This is a genomic window from Streptomyces manipurensis, from assembly GCF_049570255.1.
Classification (GTDB): Bacteria; Actinomycetota; Actinomycetes; order Streptomycetales; family Streptomycetaceae; genus Streptomyces; species Streptomyces manipurensis.
On the sequence record NZ_CP186950.1, the window covers coordinates 1787698 to 1800445 of the forward strand.

The 12748-nt window shown below is 71.9% G+C and carries 12 protein-coding genes; 4 read left to right on the forward strand and 8 right to left on the reverse strand.

All coding sequences use genetic code 11. The annotated features are described in order from the left end of the window. Positions 1-2: 2 nt before the first annotated feature. Complete coding sequence (locus ACPU2J_RS08215; protein WP_420081211.1) at positions 3-2552, reverse strand: FHA domain-containing protein; 2550 nt, start codon at positions 2550-2552, stop codon at positions 3-5. A gap of 402 nt (positions 2553-2954) precedes the next feature. On the opposite strand from ACPU2J_RS08215, the gene serB reads away from it, so the two are divergent. Further along, the gene (serB, locus tag ACPU2J_RS08220) at positions 2955-4154 is read left to right on the forward strand and encodes a phosphoserine phosphatase SerB (RefSeq protein ID WP_365073954.1); all 1200 of its coding nucleotides are present in this window, start codon (positions 2955-2957) and stop codon (positions 4152-4154) included. Positions 4155-4229: 75 nt separating this feature from the next. Here the strand turns inward: serB and ACPU2J_RS08225 are convergent, their stop codons facing one another. The 4 genes from ACPU2J_RS08225 to ACPU2J_RS08240 all read right to left on the reverse strand — a co-directional run bounded on the left by ACPU2J_RS08225 (position 4230) and on the right by ACPU2J_RS08240 (position 6639). After that, entirely contained in the window at positions 4230-4751 is a 522-nt protein-coding gene (locus tag ACPU2J_RS08225; protein ID WP_361604666.1) for a SixA phosphatase family protein, read from the reverse strand. 82 nt (positions 4752-4833) lie between these two features. Next, the gene (locus tag ACPU2J_RS08230; RefSeq protein WP_420081210.1) at positions 4834-5055 is read right to left on the reverse strand and encodes a hypothetical protein; all 222 of its coding nucleotides are present in this window, start codon (positions 5053-5055) and stop codon (positions 4834-4836) included. Positions 5056-5215: 160 nt separating this feature from the next. After that, complete coding sequence (locus ACPU2J_RS08235; RefSeq protein WP_361604660.1) at positions 5216-5335, reverse strand: SGM_5486 family transporter-associated protein; 120 nt, start codon at positions 5333-5335, stop codon at positions 5216-5218. Between the two features lie 5 nt (positions 5336-5340). Continuing rightward, positions 5341-6639, reverse strand: coding sequence for a CynX/NimT family MFS transporter (locus ACPU2J_RS08240; protein ID WP_420081209.1), 1299 nt, complete (start codon positions 6637-6639; stop codon positions 5341-5343). Positions 6640-6706: 67 nt separating this feature from the next. Between ACPU2J_RS08240 and ACPU2J_RS08245 the strand changes: the two genes are divergently transcribed. Next, entirely contained in the window at positions 6707-7411 is a 705-nt protein-coding gene (locus ACPU2J_RS08245; RefSeq protein ID WP_420081208.1) for a FadR/GntR family transcriptional regulator, read from the forward strand. On the opposite strand, the gene ACPU2J_RS08250 is transcribed toward ACPU2J_RS08245, so the two are convergent. From ACPU2J_RS08250 to fabG, 3 genes are all read right to left on the reverse strand, one after another. Further along, positions 7392-7778, reverse strand: coding sequence for a hypothetical protein (locus ACPU2J_RS08250; protein WP_399315480.1), 387 nt, complete (start codon positions 7776-7778; stop codon positions 7392-7394). The two genes, ACPU2J_RS08245 and ACPU2J_RS08250, sit on opposite strands and share 20 nt — an antisense overlap. Positions 7779-8029: 251 nt before the next feature. Next, positions 8030-8800 (reverse strand): enoyl-ACP reductase FabI, encoded by a 771-nt coding sequence (fabI, locus tag ACPU2J_RS08255; RefSeq protein ID WP_361604651.1) that lies wholly within the window; start codon positions 8798-8800, stop codon positions 8030-8032. Positions 8801-8805: 5 nt separating this feature from the next. Continuing rightward, complete coding sequence (gene fabG, locus ACPU2J_RS08260; protein ID WP_361604648.1) at positions 8806-9525, reverse strand: 3-oxoacyl-[acyl-carrier-protein] reductase; 720 nt, start codon at positions 9523-9525, stop codon at positions 8806-8808. 145 nt (positions 9526-9670) lie between these two features. Here fabG and ACPU2J_RS08265 point away from each other — a divergent pair, with 145 nt between their 5' ends. Further along, positions 9671-11233, forward strand: a complete 1563-nt coding sequence (locus ACPU2J_RS08265) for a TldD/PmbA family protein (protein WP_423833017.1) — start codon at positions 9671-9673, stop codon at positions 11231-11233. A gap of 88 nt (positions 11234-11321) precedes the next feature. After that, the gene (locus ACPU2J_RS08270; RefSeq protein WP_420081207.1) at positions 11322-12713 is read left to right on the forward strand and encodes a metallopeptidase TldD-related protein; all 1392 of its coding nucleotides are present in this window, start codon (positions 11322-11324) and stop codon (positions 12711-12713) included. Positions 12714-12748 lie beyond the last annotated feature (35 nt).

Genomic DNA, 12748 nt, shown 5'->3' on the forward strand with positions numbered 1-12748 from the left:
TGTCACTTGCCGGCGCGCATGACCTCCGGCTCGTGGCGGCGCAGCAGGCGCTGGACCAGGAAGCCGCAGGCGATGCCCAGGGCCAGCAGGATGATGATGTTCAGGCTCCACTGGCCGACCGTGGCGTCCCAGAGCGGGTCGGTGTTGGTCGGGTTGTCGTGGTCCCACGGCGGCATGAGCTTGCCGAGGTTCAGCGTGGTGCCCGCGGCGGCGACGGCCCAGCGGGACGGCATCAGCCAGGCGAACTGCTCCAGGCCCGGGGAGTCGTAGACCTGGAAGAGGATGCCGGTGAAGACGACCTGGACGATCGCGAACATGACCAGCAGCGGCATGGTCTTCTCGGCGGTCTTCACCAGCGAGGAGATCACCAGGCCGAACATCATCGAGGTGAAGCCGAGCGCGATGACCGACACGCACAGCTCGACGGCCGGCGGCATCAGCAGGCCCTCGGCGGGAAGCTCGCGCGGGGCGAAGCCGATCGCGCAGATGATCACGCCCTGGATGGCCGTGATGAAGCCGAGGACGATCACCTTCGACATGAGGTACGCCGACCGGGACAGGCCGGTGGCGCGTTCCCGCTCGTAGATGACCCGTTCCTTGATCAGCTCACGGACCGAGTTGGCGGCGCCCGAGAAGCACATGCCGACCGCGAGGATCAGCATGATCGTGCCCGCGTCGCCGTTGAACCGCGACGGCGGGGTCGGCGGCGCCAGGCCGAAGGTCGCCGGGATGACCGTGGAGACCACGCCCAGGACCGCCGGCAGGATCAGCATCAGGCCCATGAAGCCCTTGTCCGAGGCGATCACCGAGACGTAGCGGCGGATCAGCGTCCACAGCTGCGAGCCCCAGCCCTGCGGCTTGGTCGGGCGCATCTGCTGGGCGGAGGGCATGACGACCGGCTGCGGGGCGACCGCGTCGAGCTCGGCGGCGTAGAGCTGGTAGTGCTGGGAGCCCTTCCAGCGGCCGGCCCAGTCGTAGTCGCGGTAGTTCTCGAAGGCCGAGAAGACGTCCGCCCACGTGCTGTAGCCGAAGAAGTTCAGGGCGTCGTCCGGCGGGCCGAAGTAGGCGACGGACCCGCCCGGGGCCATGACCAGCAGCTTGTCGCAGAGCGACAGCTCGGCGACGGAGTGCGTGACGACGAGGACCGTGCGGCCGTCGTCGGCGAGGCCGCGCAGCAGCTGCATGACGTCGCGGTCCATGCCCGGGTCCAGGCCGGAGGTGGGCTCGTCCAGGAAGATCAGCGACGGCTTGGTGAGCAGCTCCAGCGCGACGGAGACGCGCTTGCGCTGGCCACCGGAGAGCGCGGTGATCTTCTTGTCCTTGTGGATGTCCAGCTTGAGCTCGCGCAGCACCTCGTCGATGCGGGCGGCGCGCTCGGACTCGGCGGTGTCGCCGGGGAAGCGGAGCTTGGCCGCGTACTTGAGCGCGGTGCTGACCCTCAGCTCCTTGTGCAGGATGTCGTCCTGCGGGACCAGGCCGATGCGCTGGCGGAGCTCCGCGAACTGCTTGTACAGGTTGCGGTTGTCGTACAGGACGTCGCCCTGGTCGGCGGGCCGGTAGCCGGTCAGCGCCTTGAGCAGGGTGGACTTGCCGGAGCCGGACGGGCCGATGACGCCGATCAGCGACTTCTCCGGGACGCCGAAGGTGACGTCCTTGAGGATCTGCTTGCCGCCGTCGACCGTGACCGTGAGGTGGCGGGCGGAGAAGGAGACCTCACCGGTGTCGACGAACTCCTCGAGGCGGTCGCCGACGATCCGGAACGTCGAGTGGCCGACGCCGACGATGTCGTTCGGGCCGAGGAGCTGGGTCCCGGACTTGGGCAGCGCCTGGCCGTTGACGTAGGTGCCGTTGTGGCTGCCGAGGTCGCGGATCTCGAAGCGGCCGCCGGGCATCGAGTGGAACTCGGCGTGGTGGCGGGAGACCTGGAGGTCGGAGACCACCAGCTCGTTCTCCAGCGCACGGCCGATCCGCATGACGTGGCCCAGCGACAGCTGGTGGAAGGTGGTCGGGCTGCGGTCGCTGTAGCCCGGCGTCGCACCCTGGGCCGGGTGGGCCGCGGCGGCGCCGCCCTGCTGGTGCGGAAGGTGCGCCTGCGGCTGGTGCTGATGCGCCTGCTGCTGCGGCTGCTGGTTCCAGGCCTGCTGGGCCTGCTGCTGGGGCTGCTGCGGGACCTGGTAGGCCGGGGCCTGCGGCTGGGCGTACGCCTGGGGCGCGGCCTGCTGCGCCTGCTGTCCCTGCTGGGCCACGGCCGGCTGCGGCGCGGTGGCGCTGAAGTTCAGCCGCGGGCCGTCGGTGGCATTGCCCAGGTGGACGGGCGTGCCGGGCACCAGCGCCGTCTGCTGGACCCTGGCACCGTGCACGTAGGTGCCGTTGGTGCTGCCGTGGTCCTCGATGCCCCAACCCTGGCCGTTCCAGGCGATGGTGGCGTGCCGCCACGACACCCGGGCATCGTCGATCACCACGTCCCCCTGGGGATCGCGCCCCAGCGAGTACGACCTGGACGGATCGAGCGTCCAGGTCCTTCCGTTCAATTCCAGTACGAGTTCCGGCACTCCAGCCCCACTTAAGTCCCCCGAGATTCCCCCATGACGTCAGGGAGTCTAGGGATGGCGAACATCCGGGGGAACTATTTCAGGCCCGCAGCCGTATGTGGAATCCGGGCCGTGTCCGGGCGTCCGCGGCCGCCGGGCGGCGGGGGCGAAACGCACCCGGAGGGGGAGATAGAGGACGTCTCGCCCCGGGTGGAACCACGCGCCGCCGGGACGGCGTCCCGGTACTCGGGGTCGCGGATGCGGGGAGCCGGGAACACCGCCCGCCGTCATGCCCCGGGCCGGCTTCCGGCCGGGGTGCGGTGACCACCGGCGGGACGGCCGGTTACGGGCGGGTGACCGGCACGTTCAGGAAGTGGGACGGGGGTCCTGCCGGGGGTGCCGGGAAGATACGGTGAGGGGACCATGAGCGCATCGCAGACCTCCGCCGTCCCCACCCTCCTCGTCAAGATCTTCGGCAAGGACCGTCCCGGGATCACCGCCGGGCTGTTCGACACCCTCGCCGCCTACTCCGTCGACGTCGTCGACATCGAGCAGGTCGTCACCCGTGGCCGCATCGTCCTGTGCGCCCTCGTCACCATGCCCGTCGGCGGCACCGAGGGCGACCTGCGGGCCACCGTCCACAGCTGGGCCGAGTCGCTCAAGCTGCAGGCGGAGATCCTCTCCGGTACGGGCGACAACCGGCCGCGCGGCAGCGGCCGCTCCCACGTCACCGTGCTGGGACACCCCCTCACGGCGGAGTCCACGGCCGCCATCGCCGCGAAGATCACCGGCACCGGCGGCAACATCGACCGTATCTTCCGGCTGGCGAAGTACCCGGTGACGGCGGTGGAGTTCGCGGTCTCCGGCGTGGAGACGGAACCGCTGCGCACCGAGCTGGCCACGTCGGCCTCGCACATCGGCGTGGACGTGGCCGTGGTGTCGGCCGGGCTGCACCGCCGGGCCCAGCGGCTGGTCGTGATGGACGTGGACTCCACGCTCATCCAGGACGAGGTCATCGAGCTGTTCGCCGCCCACGCCGGCTGCGAGGCGGAGGTCGCCGAGGTCACCGAGCGGGCCATGCGCGGCGAGCTGGACTTCGAGCAGTCGCTGCACGCCCGGGTGGCGCTGCTGGCGGGCCTGGACGCCTCCGTGGTGGACAAGGTCCGCGCCGAGGTGCAGCTGACGCCGGGCGCGCGGACGCTGATCCGCACGCTGAAGCGGCTGGGCTACCAGGTGGGCGTGGTCTCCGGCGGGTTCACCCAGGTGACGGACGACCTGCGGGAGCGGCTGGGACTGGACTTCGCCTCGGCGAACACCCTGGAGATCGTCGACGGGAAGCTGACGGGCCGGGTCACCGGCGAGATCGTGGACCGGGCGGGGAAGGCCCGGCTGCTGCGCCGTTTCGCCACCGAGGCGGGTGTGCCGCTGGCCCAGACCGTGGCCATCGGCGACGGGGCCAACGACCTGGACATGCTGAACGCGGCGGGGCTGGGCGTGGCGTTCAACGCCAAGCCGGTGGTCCGCGAGGCGGCGCACACGGCGGTGAACGTGCCGTTCCTGGACGCGGTGCTGTACCTGCTCGGGATCACCCGCGAAGAGGTCGAGGCCGCCGACCTGGCCTGACGGCCGCGTTGCGGAGGCATGCGAAGGGCCCCGGCGGCCGGTCCGGCCGCCGGGGCCCTTCGCATGCCTCCGGGGTCAATGCCCCTTGGGGGTCCAGTAGTCGAGCAGGGTGCCGACCCCGTGTTCCACGGACTTCCACGTGCCGGTGAACGAGACGATGGCGAGCGCCGCGGTCGGGAAGCCGGTACGGGTCATGCGGGCCAGGGTGTCGCCCTCGGCGCGTGCCGTGAGCAGGTCGGCGAGGGCGTGCATGCCGGGGTTGTGGCCGATGACGAGGAGGTCGCGGACCTCGTCGGGGGTCTCGTTGAGCAGCGCGACGAGCTCGCCCGGGGAGGCGTCGTAGATCCGCTCCTCGTAGTGGGTCCTGGGCCGGTGCGGCATCTCCTGGACGGCGAGCTTCCAGGTCTCCCGGGTGCGGGCGGCGGTGGAGCAGAGGGCCAGGTCGAAGGCGATGCCGGTCTCGGCGAGCTTCAGACCGACGGCCGGCGCGTCCTTGCGGCCTCTGTCGGCCAGCGGCCGGTCGTGGTCGGACACATCGGGCCAGTCGGCCTTGGCGTGCCGGAGGAGGGCGATCCTGCGGGGTGTGTCGGCGCTCATGGCTCCCAGCTTCGCACGAAACGGGCCACGGGGCGCAGGGTGTTGAGGGGGCTCATCCCTGGTGGTGAGGGCGCTCGGGAGGTCACTCGACGGCGCGCAGGAGCTGCTCCGCGACCTGGACGAGACCGGAGACCTCGCCGGTCGCCGCGTGTGCCTCGCCGGATCCGGCGAGGAGCAGCAGGAGCAGGCAGAAGCCGAGGGCGGGCAGGGCCAGCGCCCACCAGTGCAGGCGGGTGCTCGGGCCGATGGCGGTCCGCGTACGGCGGGGGGCGGGGAGGGGCCGGATGTGCGTGGGGGCCGACATGGCCGCCTCCGTGGGTGTGGTGGACCGGACTGGCTCGCTGCCTTCGAATCTATGGATTCGCGGCGGCGGTTCCCATCCGGGGCACACCCCACTTCACCCTGAGCCCTGCCCCCTAGGGGTTGGTGGGGTTATCCCCACCAACCCTCGGGGAGAGGCGCCCTCAGGGGGAGGCGACGGTGGCGATCACGGAGATGACCACGGTGATGGCGAGGATGGCGCCGAGGACGAGGCCGAGCTTGCGGCGGCCGCCCTCGGGGTTCGGTTCGAGTACGGGGGACATGCCCGTCAGTCTCGCACGCCGCATTCGTCCTCGATCGTGCGGTCCCTGCCTGCGAGCACGCCCAGGGCGATCTGCGGTACGAGCAGGGCCGCCATCAGGGCGAGCGGGAGGTCCCAGCCGCCGCTGTGCTGGTAGAGGGTGCCGACGACGAGCGGGCCGGGGATGGAGATCAGGTAGCCGGTGCTCTGGGCGAACGCGGAGAGCTTGACCACGCCGGCCGGGGACTTGGCGCGCAGTCCGATCATGGTGATGACGAGCGGGAAGGCGCAGTTGGAGACGCCGAGCAGGAGGGCCCAGGCCCAGGCTCCGGCGACGGGTGCGGCATAGAGGCCGGCGTAGCCGATGAGGCCGAAGACGCCGAGGGTGACGGCGATGGCGCCCTGGTTCTTCATCCGGCCGGCGAGCCCGGGGATGACGAAGGCCAGCGGGACGCCCATGACCATGGTGACGGCGAGGAGCACGCCGGCGGTGGAGGCGGAGACCCCGGCGTCGCGGAAGATCTGCGGGAGCCAGCCCATGGTGATGTACGCGCCGGTGGCCTGGAGGCCGAAGTAGCAGGCGAGGGCCCAGGCGGTGCGGCTGCGGACGATGCGGGGTCCGGCCGCGGTGTACCGGGGCGCGCCGACGGCGGGGTGCGCGGGAGCGACGGCCCGGTCGGCGTTCCGGGCGGCGCGGGCGATGGGCAGCCACAGCAGGACGGCGGCCAGGGCGAGGGAGGCCCATACGAGCAGGCCGGTGCGCCAGCTGCCGCCGAGGGCCTGGGTCAGGGGCACGGTGGCGGCCGCGGCGAGCGAGGTGCCGGCGGCGAGGGCCATGGAGTAGAGGCCGGTCATGGTGCCGACGCGGTCCGGGAAGTAGCGCTTGACGATCACCGGCAGCAGCACGTTGGTGAGGGCGATGCCGGCCAGGGAGAGGGCGCTCGCGGCGAGGAAGCCGGCGGCGCCGGTCGCGAAGGGCCGTACGAGCAGTCCGGCGGCCACGGCGGCCATGCCGGCGCAGACGACGGAGACCGGGCCGAAGCGGCGGGAGAGGCGGGGCGCGGTGACGCCGAAGACGGCGAAGCACAGGGCGGGGACGGAGGTGATGAGTCCGGCGACGGTGCCGCTCATGCCGAGGCCGGTGCGGGTCTCCTCGAAGAGGGCGCCGAGGCTGGTGATGGCGGGGCGCAGGTTGAGGGCGGCCAGCACGATTCCGACGATGAGCAGCGGGCCGAGCCAGGCCGGCGGGGAGGTCTCGGCGGGGGTGGGGGTCGTGGTGCGGGCCGTCGTGGGCCGGTCGAGGGTCTGTATATCTTCGTCGGACATCCATCCATCATAGAATCATGGGATGATTGGTTGTCCAGTCGTCCGCTGGCCGTATCGAGAGGGACCCATGCCACTGTCCTCGCCCCGGCGCTCCGCGCTCGTCGATCAGGTGATCGCCCAGCTGCGCAACCAGATCACCTCCGGCGAGTGGCCGGTCGGCGCCCGCATCCCCACCGAGCCGGAGCTGGTGGAGCTGCTGGGCGTCGCCCGCAACACCGTGCGCGAGGCCGTGCGGGCCCTGGCGCACAACGGCCTCCTGGACATCCGGCAGGGTTCGGGGACGTACGTCCTGGCCACCAGCGAGCTGGCCGGGGTCATGCACCGCCGCTTCGCCGGGGCCGACCCCCGGCACATCGCGGAGCTGCGTTCGACGCTGGAGTCCTCGGCCGCCCGGCTGGCGGCCGAGCGGCGCACCGAGCGGGACCTGGCGCAGCTGGACTCCCTGCTGGCGCGCCGGGAGGAGGCGTGGGCGGGCGGTGACGCCGAGGTGTTCGTCGCGGCGGACGTCGGCCTGCACATGGCGGTGGTGACGGCTTCGCACAACGAGGTGCTGATCGAGCTGTACGCGGACCTCGGGGACCTGGTGGCGGACTGGCTGCGCACCGACGTGGGCACCGAGCTGCACCCGGCGGCCCACCTGGACCACGCCCGGCTGATCGAGGCGATCCGGCGGGGTGACGGGGACACGGCGGCCTCGGAGGCGGCGGGCTATCCGTTCGCCTGCCTCGGCGAGGGCGGGCGGGGGGACGCGGTCACGGCCGCCGGTGGCTGACCCACGCGGCGCGGACCTCTTTCCAGCACCGGCCGGTGAGCTCGACGCGCCCGGCCGGGCCGACGGCCACGGCGGCGCCGTCGCCGTCCAGGTCCCACCAGCGGTCGCACTCGATGTGCAGGCGTACCAGGTCGGTCTCGGGATAGGCGTTGTGGCAGTGCGCCGTCACCTGGGAGCCCTCGACGGACGTGTCGCAGTCGGCGCCGAAGAGCTCGCCGGCGGCGGGCCGCGGGGGCGGGGCGGGGGGTTCCGCGGGGATGTCGGAGAGGTCCACCACGGCCGGCGCCACCGCCTCCGGGCCGGTGGTCGGTTCGTCCCCCGCGGGCTGCGCGGCGACCGCCGGGATCAGGAGTCCGGTCAGGATCACCGACGTGACCAGTATCGATACCGCTCGGCTCGGCCTCGTACGCACTCCCACTCCTCCCCGCAGGAGCCGGGGCGATCCCGACCTGGCCAGTTTGCAGGCATCTGTCCGGGTTTTCGACTCGGGAAGATCCCATCGGCCGGTGAACATCCGATCGAGCACCCCGGTGGACCGGCACGCGGGAACGGCGACGGCCGCGCCCCCGGCAGGGGGGCGCGGCCGTCGCCGTCGTGAGCACGGGGCCTGATCGGGGATCAGGCACCCATCGCGTGCAGACCGCCGTCCACGTGGACGATCTCGCCGGTGGTCTTCGGGAACCAGTCCGACAGCAGGGCGACGACGCCGCGGCCGGTGGGCTCCGGGTCGCTCATGTCCCACGACAGCATGGAGCGGTGGTTCCAGGTGTCCGCGAGGTCCGAGAAGCCCGGGATGGACTTCGCGGCCATCGAGCCGAGCGGACCGGCCGAGACCAGGTTGCAGCGGATGTTCTCCTTGCCCAGGTCGCGGGCGAGGTAGCGGCTGGTGGCCTCCAGCGCGGCCTTGGCCGGGCCCATCCAGTCGTACTGCGGCCAGGCGAACTGCGCGTCGAAGGTGAGGCCGACGACGGCCGCGCCCTCCGCCGGGAAGAGCGGCTTGCAGGCCATGGTCAGCGACTTCAGCGAGAACGCCGAGACGTGCATGGCGGTGGCCACCGACTCGAACGGGGTGTTCAGGAAGTTGCCGCCGAGGGCGTCCTGCGGGGCGAAGCCGATCGAGTGGACGACGCCGTCGAGGCCGCCGAGCTCGTCGCGGACGAGGCCCTCGAGGCGGTCGAGGTGCTCCTGGTTGGTGACGTCGAGCTCGATCACCTTGACCGGCTTGGGCAGCTTCTTGGCGATGCGCTCGGTCAGCGACGGGCGCGGCCACGCGGTGAGGATGACCTCGGCGCCCTGCTCCTGGGCCAGCCGGGCGGTGTGGAACGCGATGGAGGACTCCATCAGCACGCCGGTGATGAGGACGCGCTTGCCCTCGAGAATTCCGCTCATGGTGATCAGTGACCCATGCCCAATCCGCCGTCAACGGGAATGACGGCTCCGGTGATGTACGCGGCGTCGTCGGACGCCAGGAAGCTGACGGCGGCCGCGATCTCCTCGGGCTGCGCGTAGCGGGCGAGCGGCACCTGAGCCACGATGCCGGCGCGCTGCTCGTCGGTGAGGACCTTCGTCATGTCGGTGTCCACGAAGCCGGGGGCGACGACGTTGAAGGTGATGTTGCGGGAGCCCAGCTCGCGGGCGAGGGAACGGGCGAAGCCGACGAGCGCGGCCTTGGAGGCCGCGTAGTTGGCCTGGCCGGCCGAGCCGAGGAGGCCGACGACCGAGGAGATCAGGACGACGCGGCCCTTCTTGGCGCGCAGCATGCCACGGTTCGCGCGCTTGACCACGCGGAAGGTGCCGGTGAGGTTGGTGTCGACGACCGAGGCGAAGTCCTCCTCGGACATGCGCATCAGCAGCGTGTCCTTGGTGATGCCCGCATTGGCCACGAGGACCTCGACCGCGCCGTGCGCGTCCTCGATCTGCTTGTAGGCCTGCTCCACCTGCTCGGAGTCGGTGATGTCGCACCGCACCGCCAGGACGCCGAGCGAGGTGAGCGCCTCCGGGGGCTCCCCCGACCGGTACGTGATCGCGACCTTGTCGCCGGCCTCCGCGAAGGCTCGGGCGATGGCGAGGCCGATGCCCCGGTTTCCTCCGGTGACGAGAACCGAGCGGCTCAACGGATCACCCTTTCGCTAGCGGTCTGAATACCGAAAACCTATAGGTCGGCGCGGTCGTACGGAGAATCGACCCCCGACAGGGCCTTGGGACGCGCTCTGTCGAATCCCTACAGAAAGATGTAGGCACGAGGCCCCCGATCGCGACATGATCGGGGCGACCGTCCCCGACCCCTGGAGGACCTCCGTGCCCCATTCCATCGACGCGGCCTTCACCGCGCTGCCCCTGCGGGCGCTCGCCGACGCGGCGCTCGCCCGGGCCCGCGCGCTGGGCGCCGAGCATGCCGACTTCCGGCTGGAGCGGATCCGCAGCGCCTCGTGGCGCCTGCGCGACGCCAAGCCCGCCGGCGGATCCGACACCACCGACCTCGGATACGCGGTCAGGGTGGTGCACGGAGGCAGCTGGGGCTTCGCCTCCGGCGTCGACCTGACCATGGACGGCGCCGCCCGGGTGGCGTCGCAGGCCGTGGCGATGGCGAAGCTGTCCGCGCAGGTGATCAAGGCAGCCGGTTCGGACGAGCGCGTCGAGCTGGCGGACGAGCCGGTGCACGCGGACCGGACGTGGATCTCGGCCTACGACGTCAACCCCTTCGAGGTGCCGGACGCCGAGAAGGCCGCCCTGCTCGCCGACTGGAGCTCGCGGCTGCTGGCGGCCGACGGGGTCGCGCACGTCGACGCCTCGCTGCTCGCCGTCCACGAGAACAAGTTCTACGCCGACACCGCGGGCACCACGACCACACAGCAGCGGGTCCGCATCCACCCGCAGCTCACGGCGGTGGCCGTCAACGGCTCGACCGGCGAGTTCGACTCCATGCGCACCATCGCCCCGCCCGCCGGCCGCGGCTGGGAGTACCTGACGGGCACCGGCTGGGACTGGGACTCCGAGCTGGAGGAGATCCCCGGCCTGCTGGCCGAGAAGATGCGGGCGCCGAGCGTGCAGGCCGGGCGCTACAACCTGGTGGTGGACCCGTCCAACCTGTGGCTCACCATCCACGAGTCCATCGGCCACGCCACCGAGCTCGACCGGGCGCTGGGCTACGAGGCGGCGTACGCGGGCACCTCCTTCGCCACCTTCGACCAGCTCGGCAAGCTCACGTACGGCTCCCCGATCATGAACGTGACGGGTGACCGGACCGCGGAGCACGGGCTGGCCACCGTCGGCTTCGACGACGAGGGCGTCGAGGCGCAGAGCTGGGACCTGGTCAAGGACGGCACCCTGGTCGGCTACCAGCTGGACCGGCGGATCGCGAAGCTGACCGGGCTGGGCCGCTCCAACGGCTGCGCCTTCGCGGACTCCCCCGGGCACGTACCCGTCCAGCGGATGGCGAACGTCTCCCTCCAGCCGGACCCGGGCGGGCTGTCCACCGAGGACCTGATCGGCGGGGTGGAGCGCGGGATCTACGTGGTCGGCGACCGCTCCTGGTCGATCGACATGCAGCGCTACAACTTCCAGTTCACCGGGCAGCGCTTCTTCCGGATCGAGAACGGCAGGCTGGCCGGTCAGCTGCGCGACGTCGCCTACCAGGCCACCACCACCGAGTTCTGGGGCTCCATGGAGAAGGTCGGCGGCCCGCAGACCTACGTCCTGGGTGGCGCCTTCAACTGCGGCAAGGCCCAGCCGGGCCAGGTCGCGGCCGTCTCGCACGGCTGCCCGTCCGCGCTGTTCCGCGACGTGAACATCCTGAACACCACGCAGGAGGCCGGCCGATGAGCGCGCACGCCCACCACGGGATCCGCCGGGGGTCCGGGGGTCGCCACCCGGGACAGCACAGTCTGAACACCACGCAGGAGGCCGGCCGATGAGCCGATCGACCAAGCCGCACGAGATCGTCGAGCGGGCCCTGGAGCTGTCCACCGCCGACGGATGCGTCGTCATCGCCGACGAGGAGTCGAGCGCCAACCTGCGCTGGGCCGGCAACGCCCTCACCACCAACGGGGTCACCCGCGGGCGGACCCTGACGGTCATCGCCACCGTGGACGGCAAGGAGGGCACGGCCTCGGGGGTCGTGTCGCGTTCGGCGGTCACCGCCGACGAGCTGGAGGAGCTGGTGCGGTCCGCCGAGGCGGCCGCGCGGGGCGCGGGTCCCGCCGAGGACGCCCGGCCGCTGGTCACCGGGACCCCGGCCTCACCGGACTTCGCCGACGCCCCGGCCGAGACCGGCTCCGCCGTGTTCGCGGACTTCGCCCCGGCCCTCGGCGAGGCCTTCGCCCGGGCCCGGGCGGGCGGCCGGGAGCTGTACGGCTTCGCCCACCACGAGCTGGTCTCCACGTACGTGGGCACCTCCACGGGGCTGCGGCTGCGCCACGACCAGCCCACCGGCACCCTGGAGCTCAACGCGAAGTCGCCGGACCGCCGGCGCTCGGCCTGGACGGGCCGGTCCACCCGGGACTTCAAGGACGTGGACCCCACCGCGCTGGACGCGGAGCTCGCCGTCCGGCTGGGCTGGGCGGAGCGGAAGATCGACCTGCCCGCGGGCCGGTACGAGACGCTGCTGCCGCCGACGGCCGTGGCGGACCTGATGATCTACCAGATGTGGTCGGCGGCGGCCCGGGACGCGGTGGAGGGCCGTACGGTCTTCTCCAAGCCCGGCGGCGGCACCCGGCTCGGCGAGCGGCTGACCGAGCTGCCGCTGACCCTGCGCAGCGACCCGAACGCGCCGGGCCTGGAGTCCGCGCCGTTCGTCGTGGCGCACAGCTCCGGCGACGACGCCTCGGTCTTCGACAACGGCCTGCCCGTCCCGGCGACCGAGTGGATCAAGGACGGCGTGCTGTCCCGGCTGTCCACGACCCGGCACACGGCCGGCCTGACCGGCCTGCCCCTCTCCCCCGGCTTCGGCAACCTCATCCTGGACGGCGGGGGCGAGAAGTCCCTCGACGAGATGGTCGCCGAGACCGAGCGGGGCCTGCTGCTGACCTGCCTGTGGTACATCCGCGAGGTGGATCCGGCGACGCTGCTGCTCACGGGCCTGACCCGGGACGGCGTCTACCTGGTGGAGAACGGGCAGGTCGTGGGCGAGGTCAACAACTTCCGGTTCAACGAGTCCCCCGTGGACCTGCTGTCCCGGGCCTCGGAGGCCGGCCGCACCGAGAAGACCCTGCCGCGCGAATGGAGCGACTGGTTCACGCGGGCCGCGATGCCCGCCGTCCGCATCCCGGACTTCAACATGAGTTCGGTGAGCAAGGGCGTCTGACGGACCTAGACTGAGCACGGCATTTCCACAAATCG